At 42.5% G+C, this 22,673-nt stretch carries 16 protein-coding genes; 7 read left to right on the top strand and 9 right to left on the bottom strand.

Annotated elements, in window-relative coordinates; genetic code table 11:
- Window positions 1–49 precede the first annotated feature (49 nt).
- The 3 genes from I6E83_RS13735 to I6E83_RS13725 form a co-directional block, all read right to left on the bottom strand.
- Window positions 50–1,168, bottom strand: a complete 1,119-nt coding sequence (locus I6E83_RS13735) for an ABC transporter permease (protein ID WP_197102696.1) — start codon at window positions 1,166–1,168, stop codon at window positions 50–52.
- Window positions 1,169–3,940 carry a ribosome-associated ATPase/putative transporter RbbA gene (gene rbbA / locus I6E83_RS13730; protein WP_197102694.1) on the bottom strand — a complete coding sequence of 924 codons (2,772 nt, stop codon included), beginning with the start codon at window positions 3,938–3,940 and terminating at the stop codon, window positions 1,169–1,171.
- A gap of 114 nt (window positions 3,941–4,054) precedes the next feature.
- The gene (locus I6E83_RS13725) at window positions 4,055–5,128 is read right to left on the bottom strand and encodes an HlyD family secretion protein (protein ID WP_197102692.1); all 1,074 of its coding nucleotides are present in this window, start codon (window positions 5,126–5,128) and stop codon (window positions 4,055–4,057) included.
- A gap of 683 nt (window positions 5,129–5,811) precedes the next feature.
- Here I6E83_RS13725 and arcD point away from each other — a divergent pair.
- The 5 genes from arcD to I6E83_RS13700 all read left to right on the top strand — a co-directional run bounded on the left by arcD (window position 5,812) and on the right by I6E83_RS13700 (window position 12,397).
- Entirely contained in the window at window positions 5,812–7,248 is a 1,437-nt protein-coding gene (gene arcD, locus I6E83_RS13720; RefSeq protein WP_197102690.1) for an arginine-ornithine antiporter, read from the top strand.
- 143 nt (window positions 7,249–7,391) lie between these two features.
- A complete protein-coding gene (arcA, locus tag I6E83_RS13715) occupies window positions 7,392–8,636 on the top strand; it encodes an arginine deiminase (RefSeq protein WP_197102688.1) in 1,245 nt (414 codons plus the stop codon).
- Between the two features lie 261 nt (window positions 8,637–8,897).
- Window positions 8,898–9,908: an ornithine carbamoyltransferase gene (locus I6E83_RS13710; RefSeq protein ID WP_197102685.1), complete on the top strand. Its 1,011-nt coding sequence runs from the start codon at window positions 8,898–8,900 to the stop codon at window positions 9,906–9,908.
- Between the two features lie 66 nt (window positions 9,909–9,974).
- On the top strand, window positions 9,975–10,928 hold the full coding sequence (gene arcC, locus I6E83_RS13705) for a carbamate kinase (RefSeq protein WP_197102683.1): 954 nt from the start codon (window positions 9,975–9,977) through the stop codon (window positions 10,926–10,928).
- Window positions 10,929–11,575: 647 nt separating this feature from the next.
- On the top strand, window positions 11,576–12,397 hold the full coding sequence (locus tag I6E83_RS13700; protein WP_197102681.1) for an alpha/beta fold hydrolase: 822 nt from the start codon (window positions 11,576–11,578) through the stop codon (window positions 12,395–12,397).
- Between the two features lie 384 nt (window positions 12,398–12,781).
- Here the strand turns inward: I6E83_RS13700 and I6E83_RS13695 are convergent, their stop codons facing one another.
- Complete coding sequence (locus tag I6E83_RS13695) at window positions 12,782–13,555, bottom strand: SDR family NAD(P)-dependent oxidoreductase (protein WP_197102722.1); 774 nt, start codon at window positions 13,553–13,555, stop codon at window positions 12,782–12,784.
- Between the two features lie 173 nt (window positions 13,556–13,728).
- On the opposite strand from I6E83_RS13695, the gene I6E83_RS13690 reads away from it, so the two are divergent.
- Window positions 13,729–14,658, top strand: coding sequence for a LysR substrate-binding domain-containing protein (locus tag I6E83_RS13690; RefSeq protein WP_197102679.1), 930 nt, complete (start codon window positions 13,729–13,731; stop codon window positions 14,656–14,658).
- A 373-nt stretch (window positions 14,659–15,031) separates the two neighbouring features.
- Here the strand turns inward: I6E83_RS13690 and I6E83_RS13685 are convergent, their stop codons facing one another.
- From I6E83_RS13685 to I6E83_RS13675, 3 genes are all read right to left on the bottom strand, one after another.
- Window positions 15,032–16,348, bottom strand: a complete 1,317-nt coding sequence (locus I6E83_RS13685) for an NAD(P)/FAD-dependent oxidoreductase (protein WP_197102677.1) — start codon at window positions 16,346–16,348, stop codon at window positions 15,032–15,034.
- A 166-nt stretch (window positions 16,349–16,514) separates the two neighbouring features.
- Window positions 16,515–17,456 (bottom strand): LysR family transcriptional regulator, encoded by a 942-nt coding sequence (locus I6E83_RS13680; RefSeq protein ID WP_197102675.1) that lies wholly within the window; start codon window positions 17,454–17,456, stop codon window positions 16,515–16,517.
- Between the two features lie 436 nt (window positions 17,457–17,892).
- Window positions 17,893–18,819 carry a DMT family transporter gene (locus I6E83_RS13675; RefSeq protein ID WP_197102673.1) on the bottom strand — a complete coding sequence of 309 codons (927 nt, stop codon included), beginning with the start codon at window positions 18,817–18,819 and terminating at the stop codon, window positions 17,893–17,895.
- A gap of 83 nt (window positions 18,820–18,902) precedes the next feature.
- Between I6E83_RS13675 and I6E83_RS13670 the strand changes: the two genes are divergently transcribed.
- The gene (locus I6E83_RS13670) at window positions 18,903–19,793 is read left to right on the top strand and encodes a LysR family transcriptional regulator (protein ID WP_197102671.1); all 891 of its coding nucleotides are present in this window, start codon (window positions 18,903–18,905) and stop codon (window positions 19,791–19,793) included.
- A 309-nt stretch (window positions 19,794–20,102) separates the two neighbouring features.
- Here the strand turns inward: I6E83_RS13670 and I6E83_RS13665 are convergent, their stop codons facing one another.
- Together I6E83_RS13665 and I6E83_RS13660 are read right to left on the bottom strand one after the other, a co-directional pair.
- Entirely contained in the window at window positions 20,103–21,719 is a 1,617-nt protein-coding gene (locus I6E83_RS13665) for an NAD(P)/FAD-dependent oxidoreductase (RefSeq protein ID WP_197102669.1), read from the bottom strand.
- Between the two features lie 217 nt (window positions 21,720–21,936).
- Complete coding sequence (locus I6E83_RS13660; RefSeq protein ID WP_197102667.1) at window positions 21,937–22,476, bottom strand: phage antirepressor N-terminal domain-containing protein; 540 nt, start codon at window positions 22,474–22,476, stop codon at window positions 21,937–21,939.
- Window positions 22,477–22,673: the final 197 nt, after the last annotated feature.

The following is a 22,673-nucleotide window of genomic DNA, read 5'->3' as shown; positions in this document are numbered from 1 at the left end:
CGTATGACTGGTTTTGATTGAGCCAAATTGGGCCAGTCTGTTTTGCACATTATTCTAGCTTTTCAAGCATCGCTTTAAATCGTACTAAAGCAAAAATAAGAAACACGACACCGATACCTGTCATGACTAATAGCTCAGGCCAAACAATGTCCAAGCCAGCATTACGGAATAAAACATTTTGAGTAAAGCTGACAAACTGAGTCGTGGGCCAATACTCGCTTATCATTTGTGCCGCTTCGGGCATATTGCTGCGCGGCGCTATAGAGCCAGATAAGAGTAACGATACAACCAAAACGGGCAACATCAATAAGGCAAACTGCGGCATACTCGGTGCCATGGTTGATAGCATAATGCCGAGAGAAGATATGGAGAACAGATACACGACCACACCACTACCGAATAAAAGCAGCGACCCGTTAATGGGAATACCGAGCAGATACTGGACCACAAAAACCATCGATAACATGGAGGCACATAAAATCACCAAGCTATTGGCAAGTATTTTTGAAATCACGATTTCTGTTGTATTAACGGGCATCACCAAGAGATGCTCGATGGTGCCACGTTCGCGTTCACGGATAACGGCAGCACCAGACAACCCTATTGCCAAGAGCGCAATCATATTGCAGACTTCCATAACTGGTGTGTACCAGTAGCTGTCTCCGTTTGGGTTAAATATCATGTTCAGTACTGGCTTGACCAATAACGGTGGATCGGCTTGTTTTAAAAAATTACTCACTTCCTGATTAAATATTTGGAGAATATAGGCTTGCCCAATACCTGCTTGAGTCATAGTGGTGGCATCAATTAACAGCTGAACTTGCGGTTTTCGTCCAGCCAGCACATCCCGTTCAAACCCAGGGGGAAACTCCAGCACAAAAATAAGCTTGCTTTTGTCCATCAACTCATCGACATCTTCACGTTTCACATCGACAGGAGGCAGAAAGTAAGGTTGTTGTAGAGCATCTCGAATTTGTCTGGTCAGGGCTGTACGGTCTAAATCTATAATACCTACAGGCGCATTACGTACATCCGTATTGATGCCTTCTGCCACAGTATAAATAGTGACAGAGAACACGAAGCCAATCATGAGGAACAGTATCTTGTCTCCAAACAGACTGCGTAATTCTTTGATGGTTAATGTCCAGATATTTTTAAAAGTCTGCACTTATACCTCCTGCTTTTTCAGGAAAATAGAGGCAAATGTGATAAATGCCAAGGCAAAGGCGGTCAAAACCATGTACTCCGTCAAAAAACTGGACCAACTCAGTCCTTTAGTAAACCCGCCAATACTGATACGCTGATACCAAGATGCGGGGAACCCGACCCCAATGGCATAAGCGATGCCGTCCATACTAGAGAGCGGGTACAACAACCCAGAGTAGTTAATGGTGGGTATCAGAGTGACGATGGCGGTGACAAACAGCGCTGCAACCTGTGTACGAACCAAACTAGACACAAGCAGCCCCAGTCCTGTAGACACATAGACCAACAGCAATGCGCCAAAAGACATCGCCAAAAAAGAGCCTTTTATGGGCACTTTAAACCAAAATATGGCCATGAGCACAAGTATGAGATAATTTATCAGTCCCAGAACGACATAAGGCAGCTGTTTTCCAAGTAGGTATTGAGGCACACTGGCTGGTGATGTGTAAAGGTTTGATATCGAGCCAACTTCGCGCTCACGCACCACACCCAGCGTGGTCATCATTGCCGGAATCAACATGAGTATCATCATTAGCACACTGGGAATGACCGCGTTCACACTTTTGAAATCTTGGTTATACATAAAGCGTGGAACCACTTCAGCGGCAGGGTCTAAGTCGATAGGCAAGCCAGTATCTTGAAGAAGGTCTTTGATATATATCCTCATAATCCCTCCTACATAGCCCTCAATATTGGCCGCATTGAATGGCACTGTCCCATCAATATAAAAGCTCGCTTCTGGTTGTCTATTGGCCAATAAATCACGTCCATAATCCACTGGAATATCAATAACCAATTTCGTCTCAGAGCTTCTAAGCGCGTATTCAGCAGCCTTTATAGAGTCTACGGGTGACGTAGATGTAAAATATTCTGAGCCCGAAAAGTACTCCGTCAACTGTCGACTTTGTGCAGAGTGATCTTGATCCAGTATCGTATACGGTAAATCGTGCACATCGAAAGAGATACTCCAACCGGTCATGACCATCAAAATAATGGGCCCAACGATAGCAAAGAACAGCCTGATTTTATCGCGTAATAGCTCTTTAGATTCACGCGTGGCAAATGTCCAAACAGTGGTAAACCAATACTTAAGCGTGTCGGTTTTGTCGGTTTGACTATCAGGTTCAGACGCTATGATCGCTGATTCTGCTGGTGTATTTTCAGTCGTGTCGTTTTGGCTGGTGGGTTCAGTGTCATTTTTTTCATCTTCGAGCAGATACTCTACAAAGGCTTCTTCGAGATCTTCCGCTTGTTTATTATGTGTCAGCTCTGTCGGTGTACCAACGACCAGCACGCGACCACGATGCATAAAAGAGATACGATCGCATCGACTGGCCTCATTCATAAAATGAGTAGAAATAAATATCGTGATTTTATCTTCTCGTGAAAGCGTCAATAGCTGTCGCCAAAACATATCACGAGCACCAGGATCGACGCCTGAGGTTGGCTCATCCAAAATCAATACTTCGGGATGATGCAGACAAGCCGCTGCTAGCTGTAATCGTTGGCGGATACCCAGTGACAACGAGGCTGGCGCTGTATCCGCCACGGCACTGAGGTCAAATTTATCTAATGCATCCTTTACAGCTTGCTGTCCACGCTCTCCTTCTATTTGATAAAGGGTTGCATGCAGCTCTAAGTTTTGACGTACGCTCAACTCTTCATAAAGCGAGAAAGACTGCGACATATAACCGACACGCATTTTTGTCGCTATATCATTTGCATCGATAGATTGACCCAGCAGTTTGGCTGAACCCTCTGTTTTATCAATCAATCCAGTCAGCATTTTCATCGTGGTCGATTTGCCACAACCGTTAGAGCCTAAAAAACCAAAAATCTCACCTTTCTCAATACGAAAGCTGACATTATCAACCGCTGTAAAGTCTCCAAAACGCTTGGTTAGGTTTTTTGCCTCAATAGCGGGCGGTGCATCAGGATCAGGGACAAATGGCGTGATAACCAACGCGCCTGCATTCGTTTGTTTCTCTGGTGGCAATAGCTTAATGTAGGCTTCTTCAAGTGACGTGACATTCAGCTCTGTCATAACGGTTTGCGTCCGCTGATTGGCTAAGAGCTTGCCATCATCCATCGCTAGCAGGTATTCAAAATTTTTGGCTTCATCAATATAGGCTGTCGACACGATGACCGTCATCTCTTGACGTTCAGCTTGTAGCGAGGCCACTAATGACCAGAATTGACGGCGTGATAAAGGGTCTACCCCTGTGGTTGGCTCATCCAGAATCAGTAAGTCAGGATTGTGCACCAATGCACAGCATAAGCTCAGTTTTTGCTTCATTCCGCCTGATAGCTTGCCAGCCGCACGATCAGGAAATGGTGCTAACCCAGTTGCCTCAAGCAAACGGGCTATTCGTACATGGCGCTCATGTGCATTCAATCCAAACAGTCGCGCATGAAATTCCACATTCTCATATACCGACAGGGTTGGATAAAGATTATGCCCTAAGCCTTGTGGCATAAAGGCGATATGTTTTGACAGCGCCTCACGTGCAGATTTTTCTACCATATCCTTACCGAATACTTGCACGGAGCCATTTTGAATGACCTTGACCCCTGCAATAAGAGACAACAACGTTGATTTTCCGACACCATCAGGACCAATTAGCCCAACGGTGCTCCCTTGTAAAATATTTAGGGAAATATTATCAAGAGCAACCGTCTTGCCATATGTATGCGAAACAGTGTTAATTTCAACGGCGGTATGTTGGCTATCCATACGTTATCTCTCAGTTTGTATCGTTAATTTATTCATAAAGATAACTCTTCGGTTGTAAAACCCTCTGAATAATTTATGACCTCATTTTCTGCTGTCATACTCGAACGTGAGAAACTAGGATTGGCCTTTTTTGGGAAGGTTTATAGCAAGATTACTCGGCCATACTACGTCGGTATTGCTACGTACATAACCATTACCTGTCATGCCGCCTTTGAGTAGACCTTTGTATTCTTTGGCTATTGCTACAGGTAACTTGATACGCACTTTAAACATGAGCTTTTCGCGCTCGTTCTGTGTTTCCACTGACTTGGGTGTAAACTGTGCTTGTGATGCAATAAACGAGACTTTTGCGGGCCACACACTATCCAGACCATCCAGCACGACTCTCGCGTCATTACCAACTTGTAAGCCACTCATCTGCCCGTTAGGTAAAAAAAGAGTCATAGACACATCTTCTGTGTCTAGCAGGCTGACCATTTTGCTGCCTGCTGCAATCACACTACCAACCTCGGCAATTCGGTATTCCACACGGCCCGCTTTAGGACTGCGTATCAACATATCGTCATTCATCGAAGCGGCAGATTTTTCTTGAGCTTTGGCCTGATTGACGCCAGCATTTGCTTCCGCTACTTGAGCGTCAATTTGTTGAACAGCTGCCTGCGCTTCTGCGTACGCTGCTCTCGCCGCCTGCACGACCGCAACCGCGCCATTGTATGCCGCTTGGCGTTTGGTCACCTCTGAATCTGACACCAAATCTTCGCGGCGCATCTTGCGAGCATTATCCAACTCCATTTTGGCTATTTTTTGCTGTTCAATCTGCGCATTAATTTGGGCGTTGGCACGCGCCATTGCCTGCTCTCCTTGCTTACGACCCGCCCGTGCCTGCGACACCATTTCATGTGCGCGCTGCTCGGTTGCCTGTGCTGCCACTAACTGACTTTCGCTTTGAGAGGAAGACAGCTTCACAAGCAGCTGGTCGACTTCGACATCCTCTCCTTCCGCCACCAGCATTTGCTCGACTCTGCCTGGATAAAGGCTAGCAATATCAAACCGCTCAAGCTCCAATCTACCGTTTGAGCTGACTATTCCTAGCGGCAGGGCTTGTGCAAGCTGCTGCTGTTGCCAGTAATACCAACCAGCAGCGGCGGCCACGACAAGCAATAGAATCAAAACCCATGCTTTTTTCATAACGGTTCCTATATATTATTTATATGCGGAAATAAAACAAAAAATAACCAACCCATACGTCTTTTAACCGTATTAGGGCATGTCCTCAATTTAAAAATTTTAATGATTTTTAGTATAGGGCGTGTTGAGTGTAGGAAATCAGATCAAGCACACCTCGTGTCGATCACCATGACGGGCAATATTAGCGCTTTGTGAGTACAAGACACTTTCTACGCTAATGCAGGATGCTGAGTGAGGTATATAAGGTGTTCGGCAATACAGTTGATTCATCGGATATTGGGCCGATTAGGACACGACCTAGTCAGAAATACCAATAAATCCATAATTTTATTGTGGTTATGGTACTCGATACCACCTTAATAAACCATCAGAAACTGAATCTATTCTCAATCATCATACGTTCCACAAAATCTAACCTTATGAGCTTTAGCCTATCTGAGTTATAGCTTTTACAAAAAATACTGCCGTGAAAAATACCTTTTCCGTCAAATATCACGGCTGTTTGGTTGATATAGACACATAGAAATTACAAGCAAAAATCATTCATCTAGCAAATGTATAATAATCCATGCTAATATTATGGGGTTTTCATATATTAAACAATGTTTTTAAGTATTCTTCAAGGCCATATCTATTTTGTTGCTTTCATATATTTCTCAATCAGAGAGTAAAAGGTCGTCACCATGTCTGAAACAACGCATAATCCATCCGAGAAAAATCTAAACTTTACTGCACTCATTGCCCTTGTCGTAGGCTCTATGATAGGCGGTGGTATCTTTTCATTACCGCAAAACATCGCTGAAACCGCAAGCCCTGGTGCGTCCTTGATTGGTTGGATCATCACTGGCATCGGCATGCTGATGCTTGCCTTCGTGTTCCAAAATTTAGCACATCGCAAGCCTGAACTTGACAGTGGGGTTTATGCCTACGCGCAGGCAGGCTTTGGTAACTATATGGGCTTCAACTCTGCATGGGGCTACTGGCTCTCTGCTTGGTTGGGCAACGTCAGTTACTACGTGCTGATATTTAGTACGCTGGGTTATTTTTTTAATGTGTTTGGAGATGGTAATACCCTAACTGCATTGGTGGGTGCCTCTGTATTATTGTGGGCATACAACTTCATGATTACCAAAGGTATCCAGACGGCTACCTCAGTCAATACGTTAATTACGATCGCCAAAGTGATACCGTTGTTCACCTTTATTGTCATTATTTTTACGGTCTTTAATATGGATCTTTTTAATAGCGACTTTTGGGGCAGAGAGACGGATCTAGGGTCAGTTCCTGATCAAGTTAAAAACATGATGATGGTGACGGTATGGGTATTTATTGGTATTGAAGGGGCTAGTGTCTATTCTGCACGCGCCAAAAAACGCTCTGATATTGGCAAAGCCACCGTATTGGGGTTCATTTTTACGTTAGTGCTATTAATGCTGGTTAACTTTTTAGCGATGGGTGTTAGATCCCTCCCTGAGCTGGCAGCGATGAAAAACCCGTCGATGGCTTATTTGCTAGAGTATGCCGTTGGCCCGTGGGGCGCGACCTTTATATCAGTAGGTTTGGTCGTCTCGCTACTCGGTGGTTTATTGGCTTGGACGCTATTTTGTGCCGAAGTTTTATTCGTTGCCGCCAAAGACGAAACCATGCCGAGGTTCTTTTATAAGACAAATGCCGTTGATGTACCGGTAAATGCACTATTGGTGTCTTCTGCAGCGACACAGCTATTCTTAGTCATCACCTACTTTAGTAAAAGCACGTATAACAATATTTTTTATCTGTCCACTTCCATGATTTTGATTCCCTATTTCTTTTCTGCTGCCTATGGATTTTTGGTGGCCTATCGCAAAGAGGGCTACAAACCATCCGAGAGTGCCACAAAAGATATTATTATTGGGGTAACCGCGCTGTTTTATAGTATTTGGCTGTTGTATGCCGCTGGTATTCAATACTTTTTACTATCTGCTTTGTTGTATCTTCCTGGTGTGGTTCTCTATATAAAAGCACGCAGAGAGCACAAGCATCAGCTGTTCAATACAGCCGAAAAAGTGGTGCTGGCAGTCATTACTGTCAGTGCCATCTATGCAGCCTATGGCCTCTACAGCGGTACGTTAAGCTTGTAGTGACCCTATTAAATAAAACGACATACCGTTGTAATCACCAGAAAATCCGTTCGTCGTAATCGTCACATCAGTTGCTTTTTTAGATTGTTCGTCCTCTAAACAGTGGTGAGATAATCGCACCCAAACCGCATAAGGATACAAAAATGTCTGACAAATCTTTAGGTGTTCATTCAGAAGTCGGTAAATTACACAAAGTTATGGTGTGTTCTCCAGGTCTTGCCCATCAAAGACTGACACCGCAAAACTGCGATGATTTATTGTTTGATGATGTCATGTGGGTTAGCAAGGCCAAAAGTGATCATTATGATATGGTCACAAAGATGCGAGATCGCGATATTGAGGTGGTTGAGATGCATCAACTGCTCGCACAAACCCTTGATAATAGTGATGCCATGCAGTGGATTATGGATCATAAAATCACTGATAATCATGTCGGTACTTTATTAGCTGGCGAAGTGAGAGATTGGTTGACCAAACTTGAGCACAAGAAACTGTCCTCATTTTTAATTGGCGGTGTCACCACTGAAGAGTTACCGAATGATATTGGGGCGTCACTCAAAAAATTATCCGCACTGTCAGGTACGACTGAGTTTGTATTGCCACCACTGCCCAATACTCAGTTTCCTCGCGATTCTTCAAATTGGATATATGGCGGTGTGACGCTCAACCCGATGTACTGGCCCGCTCGCCAGCAAGAAACGCTTCTTATTTCTGCTATTTATAAATTTCACCCAGACTTTAAAGGGGCTGATTTCAAAATTTGGATGGATGATACTGAAGAAGATTTAAGCGGCTGTAGCTTAGAAGGTGGTGATGTCATGCCTATCGGCAACAAAACCGTGCTGATTGGTATGGGTGAGCGAACGTCACAACAAGCGATTACCAGACTGGCCAAAACTTTATTCATCGATGGTTCGGTTGACCATGTCATCGTAGCGGCCCTACCTAAGCAACGTTCTGCGATGCATTTGGATACTGTATTTACGTTTTGCGACATTGATTTGGTCAACGTGTTTCCGGCAGTGACAGATCATATTACGACCTTTCATATTCGTCCTGACGAAAGCAAGCCACACGGTATAGATGTGCGCGAAGATGACAGACACTTTTTGAAAGTGGTAGAAGAAGCCGCAAGGGTCGATAAATTAAGAGTGGTCGAAACAGGCGGCAATAGCTACGAAGTTGAGCGTGAGCAATGGGATGATGGTAACAATGTCCTTGCCCTTGAGCCAGGCGTTGTCATCTCTTATGACCGCAACACTTATACCAATACGTTACTGCGCAAACAAGGCATTGAAGTGATTACGATTCCAAGCTCCGAGCTGGGCCGTGGACGTGGTGGTGGTCACTGCATGACTTGCCCTATCATTCGCGATTCAACGGATTAGGGCATATCCTCAATTCAAACGAGTGTCATCTAACTGGGTTAGAAATGGCTGAATTTTGCCAAACATCGTCAAATAGCGGGGCAATATCTCGATATTACCGACACTATTTTTCTTGTTTGACGGCAATTTATCTCATTTTTATCTCCAGTTTTGAGATGAAGACACACCCTAGAGCATGTTGAATCTTACCTGCTCATAGCGGTGCCAAATACAGTGATAGTCCATTCAAAATAAACAAACACTAAAAATTAAGGAATTATCATGAGTTTCAATCTTCACAACCGTGATCTGCTGAGCCTTATGCATCATAGTGAACGCGAGCTTACTTATCTTTTGGATATGGCTCGTGACCTAAAAAGAGCGAAATACTCAGGCACAGAACAAAAGCATCTTTTGGGCAAAAACATTGCGCTAATCTTTGAGAAAACCTCAACCCGCACTCGTTGTGCTTTTGAAGTAGCGGCATATGATCAGGGTGCCAATGTGACGTTTATTGGCCCAAACTCATCACAGATCGGCTACAAAGAGAGCATGAAAGACACTGCTCGTGTGTTGAGCCGTATGTATGATGCCATCGAGTATCGCGGATTCGGTCAAAAGATTGTCAATGAGTTAGCAGAATATGCGGATATTCCTGTCTTTAACGGCCTAACGAATGAGTTTCATCCCACACAAATGCTAGCAGACGTAATGACCATGCGTGAGCATACTGACAAATCAACCCATCAGATTAAGTATGCTTATTTTGGTGACGCGCGTAATAACATGGGCCGCTCATTATATTTAATGGGCGCTAAGATGGGTATGGACGTACGCCTTTGTGCCCCTAAAGATTTGTGGCCTGAAGCAGACTTTTTGGCCACTTGTGCAGACTTTGCCAAAGAATCAGGTGCCCGTCTTACCATCACCGAAGATGTAAAAACGGCGGCAAAAGACGTTGATTTCGTTCATACCGACGTATGGGTATCGATGGGTGAGCCTATTGAGAGCTGGGCGGAGCGAATCGATGCGCTAATGGCTTATCAAGTCAATATGGATCTGATAAAAGCCACTGGCAATCCAAGAGTGAAGTTTATGCATTGTTTGCCCGCTTTTCATAACTCAGATACCGAGGTTGGTAAAAAAATCACTGAAAAATACCCACAGCTCGCAGACGGTATCGAAGTGACCGAAGAGGTATTTGAATCCCCTTACAACATCGCATTTGAGCAAGCCGAAAACCGTATGCATACGATTAAAGCCGTTCTGGTTTCTGCGCTTGGTAATATCTAATTTATAACATTAGCAGCGTGGGCTACTGATATAACGTTAACTGAAGATAATGCGTAGGAAAATATCATGAGGTTACTAATTGCCTTAGGTGGTAATGCTTTATTAAAACGTGGAGAGCCGTTATCTGCTCACAACCAACGCCAAAACATCAAGACGGCCGTTGAACAAATCAGTAAGATCACGGAGGGTAACGAGTTAGTCATTGCTCACGGTAATGGCCCCCAAGTCGGTTTGCTTGCGTTGCAAGGAGCGGCTTACACTGAAGTCGATACTTATCCATTAGACGTTTTGGGCGCAGAAACGGAAGGTATGATTGGCTACATCATCGAGCAAGAGCTTGGGAATGTCCTGCCGAGAGACTCATCCATTGCCACCCTACTCACTCAAGTAGAAGTCGACCGTAAAGACCCTGCTTTTAACAACCCAACCAAGCCTATTGGCCCTGTATACTCAAAAGAGGAAGCAGAAAAGCTAAGTGCGCAAAAAGGCTGGATTGTTAAAGCCGATGGTCAATACTTTAGGCGAGTGGTTGCAAGCCCTAAGCCCAAAAAGATATTTGAGCTAAAACCCATACAGTGGCTCCTTGAAAAAGGCGCGATTGTGATCTGTGCAGGCGGAGGTGGTATCCCAACGGCATTTGATGAAGATGGCTGTTTGCAAGGGGTCGAGGCAGTAATCGATAAAGATTTGTGCGCATCCTTACTTGCCCGTAGCCTTGAATGTGAGTTATTGGTGATTGCCACGGATGTGGCGTATGTTTATACAGACTTTGGGACTGACAAACAACGAAGCATCTTGCAGGCGCATCCAGATGCTTTAAGTGAGCTTGATCTTCCTGCGGGCTCTATGGGACCAAAAGTTGCAGCGGCTTGCGAGTTTGCGCGTGCGACTGGAAACACCGCCATCATCGGCTCACTGACCAATATTGCTCAGACACTTGAAGTAGGTGGCGGTACTCGTGTTTCAACGGAGTACGAAGGCCTCACATATGCCGCTGTATCTCCGAAAAACACAGCATAACTCCTCAATTTAATCTGTCGTTTTAAGATATAAAATATTGTTTGAGTCGTTCCTGAAGTAATCGGCTTAGCAGTTTGCTCAGATTTGACGGTATCTGCTAATTTTTTCTTCTCAATATCAAGGTTTTTAATTTCGATATCTATTGCCGTGGCTAGGACTGGAGATCGTTTTCTAAATCTAAGCTAGGCCTTAACACTATAAATCTCTCACACCTTTCAACAAACTACCAACGGTTGAGGTACAAACCTATAACGGCCGAAGCCATAATACTTTTGTTATTGATGTATGATTAATATCACTTTCATCAGGTTGGTTTATCTAACTTCAGTACGACCTTCAGTACGACAGTTTTTGGTAGAGTCGCGTTATTTCAATAAAGCCGTTTCATTAAGATTTTGACTAAGCGCGAAGAATGAACAGTGTGATGAGACCAAGATTTTTATAAATAAAAGTCCGTACACAGTTTGTGATGCTTTTGATAGCCATGTTGCCGTTGATCACTGAGACCATATACTTCCTGAGGAATTCCTTCACATTACTATTATAACGTTAGGGTCGGTTATTGGCTTGTCTTAGCTGACAAAAACTGTCTCCCCTTTCCGTAGGATGATCTCACGATCATTGATATTCATCTTTAGGAGGATGCTATGAGCACCCAAATAACAGAAAACCATACCTACATTGACGGGCATAAGATTGCATTTTTGGAACAGGGTTCAAGTAGTCCAATAATCCTGCTGCACGGGATTCCAACAAATAGCCTCATGTGGCGAAATATTATTCCACAACTTGCAAAAACACATCGGGTCATCGCTCCCGACCTTCTCAATTATGGGAAATCTGCAAAACCGAAAAGCGCAGATGTGTCTATTAATGCGCAAAGCAACATAATTGTAAAGCTCATGGATGCCTTAGGTGCACGGCAAGCAGATATTGTTGGGCATGATATTGGTGGAGGTGTTGCTCAGTTGATAGCTGTCAATTATCCAGAGAAAGTTCGAAAGCTTGTTTTGATAGATAGCATCTGCTTCGATTCATGGCCTATCCCAGATTTTGAGCCTTTACAGGAACCTGGTGCTGAGTCGGAGATGAGTTTAGAGGACTTTTTAAGCATGATGCGAGGCTTCCTACCAAAAGGTGTATATGATAAGAGCGTCATGACGGATGAGCTTATTGAGATGTATCTTGAACCTTGGTCAACTGAAGATGGCAAGCATGCCTTTTTTCGCAATCTCAGACGGTTGAACAAAGAATATACTCAGGCTATTACTGACGAACTTAGTAACCTTCCACATCAGACGTTCATCATGTGGGGTGATAAAGACCCTTTCCAAAAACCGGAATATGCACCAAAGCTGGCAGAAGCGATTCCAAACGCAGAGCTTGTCTGGATCAAAGATGTCGCTCATTGGTTGATTGATGAGAAGCCTGATGAAATTGGTGAGCATATCAACCAGTTTCTAAGCTAAAGTACGAGTGGTATGGTGACACATAAACTGACCCTTGCCATCAAATCCATCCATCGTTCAAATTTATTATGCCATTATAGGGTCAGCATGGCATGGAAAAGTGGACTCTGACGCGTAGCGTACCATGCTCGTTGCGCTGGCTTTTTTACCGCCTATTCTGTATAACATTACTCGCTCGACCCCAACTTGAGATGTTGTTTACCAACTATATTTAATTGATAGCAGAGAGGCTTACTGTAAAAAATCTGATGAGTTGACTCGCATTTATCCAACCTAAATGAAGTAAGAGCAATAACAGTATGTTATTGCTCTTTAAACTTTCGCTCATTAAGCGCTTTTTAATTGTGCGTGAGCATCATAAAAAAACACTCTGCTCCATTGCTATTAGTTGCGTCCTGCCATTACGCCACCATCAACATCCCACACAGCACCCGTTACCCAAGCCGCTTTGTCACTTAATAAAAATGCAATAGTGTTTGCCACATCTTGTGACGTACCTATACGGCCAATTGGGTGAAGGCTATTAAAGCCTTGCAGAGCATCGTTTACTTCTGCTTTCGGGATAAACCCTTCATAAATTGGCGTTTGTACAACTGCTGGCGATACCGCATTAACGCGAATATTATGGGCCGCTAATTCCATTGCTAAATGCTGAGTTAGCGCATGTAAGCCCGCTTTTGCCATCGAATACGCTGAAGATGGTGTAGCAGCAATGGCTTGCTTGCCCCACATAGACCCTATATTTACAATGGCGCCAGAGCGTTTTTCTGAGATTAAATTAGCGGCTACCTTTTGAGTAATAAAAAATAATGCGCGGTTAATTTGCATGTACTTATCGTAATCAGTTGCTTCGTGCTCTAAAAATGGTTTAGGGGCAAAAACCCCAGCGGCATTAACCAGTAAATCTATGTCTGCGTGATCTTGCGAAATAGTATTAATTAAGTTTTGCACGCTTTCATCGCTCGTTAAATCGGCTGTTAAAACCTCTACAATACCTAAAGATGATAGTTGCTCTTTTGCCGCTTGGGCTTTTTCTTTACGGTGACCGACAATAACGGCTTGTCCGCCTTGCTCTAAGATCAAACGAGCCGTTTCAAATCCCATTCCGCTAGTACCACCAATAACGAGTAATTTTTTACCTGAAAATTGCTTAGTCATCATTATTTCTCCAAGCGCCCATTCGCGCTGCATTAGTTGTATCAATAAAACAAAATATCAAATTGCCTTTCAAGCAGTTGACGAGTTGTTTGGCTTAGGAGGTATTTTTAACTTATTTACTTTGTTTAACAAACGAGATAATCTGAGCCGTCAATAAAGAAAAAGTTTACCGTATGAAATCACCTATACATCTCAATGCATTAAAAGCTTTTGAAGCCAGCGCACGACATCAGAGTTTTTCAGCGGCTGCTAACGAGCTAAACGTAACTCCCGCAGCGGTTGGGCAACTGGTAAAGACATTAGAAGAGTGGCTCGACACGCCGCTGTTTCACAGAATGAGCTCTGGTAAAACACGGCTTATAACGACCGAAACTGTGCAAAGTGCCCTGCCATTGATACAAGAAGGATTTGATAAATTAGCCCAAGGGCTAGATATTTTAAAAGACAATGCCATAAGCGGCGTATTAACGGTTGCAGTAAGCCCTGCCTTTGCTGCTAAGTGGTTATTGCCTAGGCTTCATCACTTTCAAGCCATTTGTACGCAAACCAATGTAAATTTAAATACAAATTTAAAACCGGTTGATTTTGCTTCTCAGCGTATAGATATAGGCATACGCTTTGGCATAGGTAATTGGCAAGGCTTGGGCGCAGAAAAACTAATGGATGAAGAAGTATACCCAGTATGCTCACCTACACTTCTAGAAGATCCAACCCGCTTCACCACGACTGATAAATTATTGAACGAAACCCTGATACACGATCAATCAATGGATGCCCATACCAGTTTTCCGTCGTGGTCATCATGGTTAAAAAAAGCCGGTGTTACAGGTCCTCTGATCACTAAAAGCATTCAAATCAATAACTCTGCTGCCGTACTGCAATCAGCAATTGACGGCCACGGTGTAGCATTAGCGCGCAGTGTAATGGCTAAAGATGACCTAGCCGCTGGGCGGTTAGTGAGGTTGTTTCCTGATATTTATTTTGAATCGCCTTTGGCGTATTATGTTATTTACCGCCCCGAATGCGCGGCGCTGCCAAGAGTACAAGCATTTAAAAACTGGCTTTTCAAAGAGGTAGAAAATCAAGCTTTTAAAAGTGAGTAATATTTTTATAAAAATACGCTCCAATAAAGAAGATATTTATCAGAGTAAAAGATGACCTCTGTGGTTAAACACGTTGACTCCCCGTAAGCTTTCACTCCAAGTTAGCGACTTTAATTAATAAGGTAGCGTTTAATTTTGCATTTCTATAACAATTGACCACCACGAGGTTTCTTAACTGGAGTGAAGGTTTGTTCATGTAACTTTACAATGCCTTGATAGCCAATGCCTTGATAGCCAATGCCTGCTAATAGATTAGTGTCACCAGAAAGCCCATCAAGACAAATGCGGTTTAGCTTTCAGCATCAGACTGCATAACTAAAATCTCCAAGTTTACCTGTACGGATTTGACAGCAGGGGGCAGGTTTTAATTTTGCTACTTTTCGCCCTTGGCAGTACGCTGCTCAATCGACAGTCGTACTCTTGCTCCAATAGTTTTGAAAGGATCGGGGGGCACCCAGCTTGGATTGGAGTTATTTAAAATAAAGTCTAAATCCTCGCTTTTATTACCCTTAATCATCTCTGCCATGTAATAACCAAGATAAGTACCTTTTGCTATACCCACACCATTCATTGCAGCTATTGCATAAACCCCTGGGTAAGACTCACTAAAAACAGGTTCATGATTCATAGTCATACACAACATTCCTCCCCAACTGTATTCAAAGGGAATAGCGTTCAAAGAAGGGAAACGTGCCATAAAAGAGCTGCGGTGATGTACCTTAGCTTCATCAATCATTTTTTGATTACTGAGCAAATCAGGTAAAACATCAAATGAATTACGAATCAGTATTCGGTTGTCAGATGTAAAACGAACCGTTGTACCAGCTGGGTGGGCAGAAGTAACTCCCCATGGAGAAACTTTCTTAAATTTATGAAGTGCATCCTCATTTAGTGGTTTGGTTAAGCTAGCGTAGGTAAAAACAGGTGCTAATTTATTTTTGCAGCCACCGAACTCTTCTGTGAATGAATTAGTTGCCAATATAATTGTATTAGCAGTCAATACACCATTATCAAAATAGAGTTTTTTTAGATTAAAATCGACTGATGTAACTTTTGAGTTTTCAAAAACTTTTACATTTTCAGGTAAGTTTTTAGCAACAGAAACCACTAACGCAGCCGGATTAACTAAGACATTACCACTTGTGTAAACAGCTTTCTTATAGTATCCAGTTCCGAGACGAGACTCTAAATCGGCCCCTTCCACAATTTCGTAATCTGAATTAATCGAATCTAATGTTTTTGTGAAAGAATCCAAATTTTTAAAGTGTTTTTCTTCATGAGCAGCCATATATTTACCAGCTTGATTCCAGTAAACATTATCTCCTTGCTCTTGTCGAATTTGATCCAATCTTGATATAGCAAAACAATTCAATTCCCGAATATGAGTATCGGCAAGTACACTCGACTCATTCGAATCTAAATTATGAGGAAGATCAATAATAAATCCAGCATTTCGTCCAGAAGTCCCCTGACCTACCATTAACGCATCTACAACTGCTATTTTAGAATCAGGCTCAAGTTCTGCTAAACGGCCGGCTGTTGATAACCCGGTAAAACCTGCTCCAACAACAATATAATCAAAGTACTGATTTTTAGTGACCTGCTTAACAGGATGAGTTCGTCGGACTGGCCTGCTCTCGTACCACCCCAGTGAACCATCCACTGCAGGAAATCGTTTTAATGTTTTCATCTATTCACTCCAGAATAAGTATTTAGAGTGATATTAGAGAGTCTCTCTCTATGTAACAAACGAATATTTCGAACACACCCATGCCAATTTGGAATCGCACTAAAATCTAGCAAACGGTAAAACAATAAAAATACTGTTTATATCGGCAAGCTAGCACACAAGTAGGCTATGATGAATTGCTGGAAAAACTATCCAATGTTATCGCATCCCCTTGAGATTCTGATACGTCTTCTAATAGCCAATCGCGGAATATCTTAGCTGCATCAGATAACTCTCTTGACTTCCTATAAACCAGAAAGTCAGCCATATTTGGTGCATAAAATGCATCACTGACACGTTTCAATTCATGTCTATCCAGCATTTGTTCGGTCATGAACTCCCATCCAAGCCCGATGCCCATGCCCTGCCTAGAGGCTTCTAAAGCAAGGGTTACCTGATTGAAAAGCTGCGCATTACTCGGAATCTTAAATTCAATGCCGAAACTGGCAAACCAATCAATCCAGGTGGGCCACTTCCAATCCGAAGGATCGAGGTGAATCAATTTTTGGTCCAGAATCTCCTCGGGAGTCAATAGTTTATCTATAGGGTATTCGTATTGGCATATCGGATAGATCCTTTCAAAAAATAGAAGATGACTATGAAAATCAGCCTTCCAATCATCAGTGCCATTTAAAATCCCCAGATCAAATTGGGTGCAGGTAGCTTCGGTGATGGCATTAGATGCATAAATGTTGATAGCAATATCTGGATGCTTTAGATTAAAGCGAGTTATTCTAGGGAATAACCAGTAGTGAGACACTGCCTGAGTACAGGTAATAGTAACTGTATTGGTATCAGCATATCTTTTTATCCTATTAATGCTTTCATACATTTGATGCAGAACACTTTTCGTTTCATTGTAAAACTCCTCCCCAGCTTCAGTCAGGATCAACTGTCTTGGTTCCCTAGCAAATAATTCAAAGCCTAAACTCTCTTCTAAAAGTCCAATCTTTTTACTAACCGCGCTCTGCGTAACACAGAGCTCTTTAGCGGCTTTAGTAAAACTCCCCAACCTAGCTGAAGCTTCAAAAAATACTAAAGAACTCATAAATGGAAGAGATTTTCTCATACAGCACTCCAGTACCTATGACCATTATTTTCTTTTCCGATCTTAACTCAATTTTAATAATTAGGAAACTAAGTCCATTCCAATTTGGAATCAATCTGTGCCATTAAACCCTCTGTACTGCCTATATTCTTTAAGTGATAAATAATAAATATTTTGTAATAATTCTAAAAAAACATTTTAAAAATTATTAATGTCTAATCAATTTATTAGTTTTTTAACCTATGCTGTCAAACCCGTAGAAATTCATTTGGTAGATTTTAGTTATGCAGCCTAATGCTGAAAACACAAAAAAGCCTTTCAAGCTTTATATTTCATAGCTTGAAAGGCTTTTTCGATCACATATTTTTATCTAGCTAAGGGGCTTATGGGTTTGAATAAGGTATTATCGACACCGCTTGATATTTATCATTTCAATATGCGGGTATTCACCACTTTCTTAACGCCGATTTGTCAAAACTACTCCAGTTATCACCAGCGCGCCACCGAGTAACATCGAAGAGGAGATCTGCTCATTGAGTAGCAAAGCGCCGAGCAACACACCAAATAACGGAACAAAGTTAGTAAAAACCGACGTTTGCGCCGCGCCAATCGTTTTGATTCCTTGGTAATACCAAATAAAAGGAATAACGGTGCCAAATACCGCCAAATAGCCAATAGCGGCACCGATCTTCCAGTTTAACTCAGGTAGCACCTGCATGTTTGGATTGAACAACCATACCATTAATAGCAATAGCAACCCCCAAATAGCGGCATAAGTCGTTGACACTAAAGGTGATAAACCAAGCAACGCTTTCCGTCCCACGACGGTATAGATAGCCCAACTGATTACCGCGCAGAGCATTGACAATTCACCACGGCCAAAAGCCTGACCACTGTCTTGAATCACGGTAAGTAGATGACCATTACTGATCACGGTTAGTGTGCCCAATACCGCCAAAGAGACCCCAAGCAACATCTGCAATGAAATTTTTTCTCGATATAAAAGGGAAACCAGTACCGCCGTCGCGATAGGATTAAATGCAACAAATAGAGCGGTACGAGAGGCTGGCATTTCAGAGAGCGCCGTAAAAAAGAACAGATTATAGGTAAATATCCCAGTAAGACCGAGCGTGAAAGTGATCGCGACCTGCCTGAGCGATAGCTTTGGTAGCCTACCTTCTAATTTTATAGTGAGTAAAATGAGTATAAATACTGCCAGACCAAAGCGGCCTATCGCTGACATTAAAGGTGAAAGCGATTCCGTCAGTAAACGCCCTGCGATAAAAGTCCCGCCCCACAGTAAGGCGACTAAGATAAGTTTGAAATAGATTGGCCAGATAGAGGGTAAAGCCAAGTCGTTAGAGGTATTGCTAATTGGTTGCATGATGTCGCTCAATATAAGAGTTAACCTGATATGTGCTATAGTATTTCACTAATGTTAAGTCATAGTAAAATGAGCAAAAGATCATGACGTTTAGCCAACTTGAAATATTTGTGGTCGTTGCAGAGCTGTGCGGATTTACCTTGGCAGCCCAACAATTAGGTATTAGTCAGTCAGCTGTTTCGCACGCATTGAAAAAACTCGAAGAAGATTTAGGAGTTAGCCTTATTGAGCGTAATAAGTCACAGGCAGAATTGACTGTCGCTGGCACTCGATTACTACCCCGCGCTCGAGAAATACTGGGGTTGTCTGAGACCATACGCCAAGAAGCTGCTGACATTAAGGGATTGCAACTGGGTAGCCTGCGTATTGGTTCTTTCGGTCCCACTTCTTCTTTGCGCTTACTTCCTGAGATCCTAGATAGTTACCGTAAGCAATTTCCCAATATCGAGGTGCGTGTTGATGAAGGAAATGACCAACAGGTCGTGCAATGGTTACAAGAGCGACGTGTTGATGTTGGCTTTGTAGTGCTTCCAGATGAGAATTTTGATACTTTTGCATTGATTGAAGATCAAATGGTTGCCCTTATTCCCAAAACACATTCATTGGCAAATAAAGATAAAATTGTACTTCAAGATTTATGTCAGGTTCCTTTTATTCTGACCGAAGCAGGTTCAGCGCAACTTATTTCCAAGCTATTTGCAGCCGAGGATCTGATCCCTGATATTCGCTACAGGACAACACAACTGATGACGACAATTACCTTGGTTTCAAAAGGTGAAGGCGTTGCCCTCGTTGCTGAATTAGCACTCCCTCAAGCGTTACCAACGGATGGCTATGTGGTTCGACAACTAGCGCCGCAATACAAACGAACGATTGGTTTAGCACTCCACAGTAAACGCCAAGCCTCTCCTGCTGCACAGGTATTCATAAAAATGGCCGGACAATTATTAAAAAAGGGAAAACTGACACATTAAGACGAGAATACAGCGGCTATGTGAAAATCAGGGTTTTAGTTGATTTTAATTTAATATTTTCCATTATTTAAATTATTATAGTCAATAAAATTCATATTTTTACAAAATATATTGAGAGCCAAAGCTTTTGATTTTCAAGCGCTTAGAACCTTAAAGTCCATTAAAAATACAAAAGCAATTCATCATTCTCAAAACACAAAAAAGCCTTTCAAGCTTTATATTTCATAGCTTGAAAGGCTTTTTCGCTCGCATGTTTTTATCTAGTTAAGCGTTTTAATATTAGGATTTTCTTACCGTTTAGAGCCGCTCTCACTCTATGTTCAATATCGATTTTGCCACAGCTTCGGCCACTTTAATGCCATCAATCCCTGCGGATAATATGCCACCTGCGTACCCAGCGCCTTCGCCAGCCGGGAATAGTCCTTTAGTGTTAATGCTTTGGAACTCTTTATTGCGCTTAATGCTGATTGGTGACGATGTTCTGGTTTCTACACCCGTTAGTAAACCGTCATCAGATGAAAATCCTTTGATTTTTTTATTAAACGCTGGAATGGCTTCACGTATGGCGTCTACGGCAAAGTCTGGCAGTGCTTTGCTTAAGTCGGTTAAGGTAATGCCCGGTGTGTAAGACGGTTTTACATCGCCTAATTCTGAGTCTGGTTTACCTTTTAAGAAATCACCAATGGTTTGCGCTGGTGCACTGTAGTCTTTGCCGCCTAATTCAAACGCTAAGGTTTCTAGTTGTCTTTGTAAGTCGATACCGGCAAGTGGGTGGTTTGGGTAATCTCGCTCTGGGTCAATGCCTACCACGATAGCACTGTTGGCGTTACGCTCGTTCCTTGAATATTGGCTCATACCGTTAGTGACCACACGGCCTTCTTCTGATGCGGCGGCAACCACGGTTCCACCTGGACACATGCAGAAGCTATAAACAGAACGACCATTTTTGCAATGATGAACCAGTTTGTAATCCGCAGCGCCAAGTATTTCGTTCCCAGCATTGTCACCAAAGCGTGCTTGGTCTATGGTTGACTGTTTATGTTCAATCCTAAAGCCAATCGAGAAAGGTTTTGCTTCAACATACACGCCTTTATCATGGATCATCTCAAAAGTGTCTCGGGCGCTATGACCAACAGCCAGAACAACATGGCTGGTTTTTAAGGTTTCGCCAGTATTAAGGGTCACGCCTGTTACTTTTGAGTCAGTGATGTGCAAGTCGTCTACGCGAGTCGCAAAACGGACTTCCCCACCGAGTGCTATGATCTCAGCACGCATTTTTTCTACCATGGTGACTAACTTATAAGTACCTATGTGCGGCTTACTAACAAATAAAATCTCATCTGGTGCGCCGGCTTTAACAAACTCGGTCATGACTTTACGGCCATAATGATTGGGATCTTTCACTTGGCTATATAGTTTGCCGTCAGAAAAAGTACCCGCTCCGCCTTCACCGAACTGTACGTTAGATTCTGTGTTTAATTTACGCTGACGCCAAAAACCAAAGGTGTCTTTGGTTCGTTGTCTGACTTCATTACCACGTTCAATGATAATAGGTTTGAAACCCATTTGAGCCAGGGTAAGTGCTGCTAATAAACCACAAGGTCCAAAACCAATAACAACAGGACGCTCAGTTAAATCCTCTGGCGCTTGGCCTACATATTTGTAACTGGTGTCTGGTGTTGCCTTAACATGGTTGTCTGACTCAAATTGAACCAGTAAATCATGTGTTAAACCCGAGTCGGTCAGTGTGATATCTAGCGTATAGATTAATTGGATATTTCTTTTATTACGAGCATCATAACCACGTTTAAACATCAAAAATGACGCCATTTGCTCAGCAGAAATTTTAAGTTTTGTCGTTATAGCAGTCGTTAGATCTTCAGGTGCATGATTTAATGGCAATTTAATTTCAGTTAAACGTATCATTGGTTACTCATAAACTCGTGTAGAAAACAGTCTCGCATTTTACTGGTACTGATACAAATAAGCGAATAAATATTTTACTTATGCAGGGTAAATTTACGGATTTAAAGGCAGGGATCATAAAGATGTTGGTTGGTTAATTCGCACATAGCATCCCTGCTAAATCGTAGATGTAAAATAGGCCATTGCGGAGATTCACGTAACGGGCAAATTCTAGGTATTAAAAAACCGCCTTAGTGGCGGTCTTAAAGTTTGTTAATTCAGGCTGTATCAATGTTTGTAAGTAAAGTATGGTTCGCTGATTGGTCTGTTTCTCCTGCTTTCGACTGTTTAGCCCTTTGCCATAGAATGAGCCTTTAGCCTCTGAAATACTTTCTTGTACAAATGCATTATTAAGCTCGTCTTGTATTCTTTGGTGTCTGCCAGTCCAATGCTGCCAAAGCACGTCATCACACTCATTTTGATAGCGTATAATCTTATCTTTAATCTCACTCTTAACTTTGTTTGGGCTAATAGTCATAAGCCAACCGAACAGTTTCCGTAATGGCAGGCAGATCATTTCACGTGATTTACCGTCTTCTGCAACTGTGGTCAAAATGGTGACAGTTGATTCAAACCGTACTTTAACCTTTCTATCTTGATCTTTCCAGTCTAACTCCATGTTTTCTACAATAGGTTTAATTGGCACATATGGCTCACCGTTGTGGTTGATGACGACTAATTCATCGTCATAAAAACTAACATTGATTGGATAAGTCATGAATTTCTACTCTCATAGTTTCTACCTTGAAATAGGAAAGGCTGGTAACCAAGGTAGAAAACATGGCCAACCCCTAAGATGCAAAAAGCCCACGCTATTTCTAACGTGGGCTAAATAAGGTGCTATCAACTTATGTCATCATCACATGCAAGTCAGATAATCCAAGTCAGATAATCATTGATAATTTATCGTATGTT

It is taken from the genome of Psychrobacter sp. SZ93C1, assembly GCF_015864635.1.
GTDB classification, from domain to species: domain Bacteria; phylum Pseudomonadota; class Gammaproteobacteria; order Pseudomonadales; family Moraxellaceae; genus Psychrobacter; species Psychrobacter fozii.
This window is presented reverse-complemented; position numbering and strand designations above follow the sequence as displayed.

Coding starts and splice junctions, on each gene's coding strand:
- I6E83_RS13685 (WP_197102677.1), bottom strand. CDS start 16,348: ATGAAAACATTAAAACGATTTCCTGCAGTGGATGGTTCACTGGGGTGG.
- arcD (WP_197102690.1), top strand. CDS start 5,812: ATGTCTGAAACAACGCATAATCCATCCGAGAAAAATCTAAACTTTACT.
- I6E83_RS13700 (WP_197102681.1), top strand. CDS start 11,576: ATGAGCACCCAAATAACAGAAAACCATACCTACATTGACGGGCATAAG.
- I6E83_RS13695 (WP_197102722.1), bottom strand. CDS start 13,555: ATGACTAAGCAATTTTCAGGTAAAAAATTACTCGTTATTGGTGGTACT.
- I6E83_RS13665 (WP_197102669.1), bottom strand. CDS start 21,719: ATGATACGTTTAACTGAAATTAAATTGCCATTAAATCATGCACCTGAA.
- arcC (WP_197102683.1), top strand. CDS start 9,975: ATGAGGTTACTAATTGCCTTAGGTGGTAATGCTTTATTAAAACGTGGA.
- I6E83_RS13710 (WP_197102685.1), top strand. CDS start 8,898: ATGAGTTTCAATCTTCACAACCGTGATCTGCTGAGCCTTATGCATCAT.
- I6E83_RS13690 (WP_197102679.1), top strand. CDS start 13,729: ATGAAATCACCTATACATCTCAATGCATTAAAAGCTTTTGAAGCCAGC.
- I6E83_RS13675 (WP_197102673.1), bottom strand. CDS start 18,819: ATGCAACCAATTAGCAATACCTCTAACGACTTGGCTTTACCCTCTATC.
- I6E83_RS13670 (WP_197102671.1), top strand. CDS start 18,903: ATGACGTTTAGCCAACTTGAAATATTTGTGGTCGTTGCAGAGCTGTGC.
- arcA (WP_197102688.1), top strand. CDS start 7,392: ATGTCTGACAAATCTTTAGGTGTTCATTCAGAAGTCGGTAAATTACAC.
- I6E83_RS13660 (WP_197102667.1), bottom strand. CDS start 22,476: ATGACTTATCCAATCAATGTTAGTTTTTATGACGATGAATTAGTCGTC.
- rbbA (WP_197102694.1), bottom strand. CDS start 3,940: ATGGATAGCCAACATACCGCCGTTGAAATTAACACTGTTTCGCATACA.
- I6E83_RS13725 (WP_197102692.1), bottom strand. CDS start 5,128: ATGAAAAAAGCATGGGTTTTGATTCTATTGCTTGTCGTGGCCGCCGCT.
- I6E83_RS13680 (WP_197102675.1), bottom strand. CDS start 17,456: ATGAGAAAATCTCTTCCATTTATGAGTTCTTTAGTATTTTTTGAAGCT.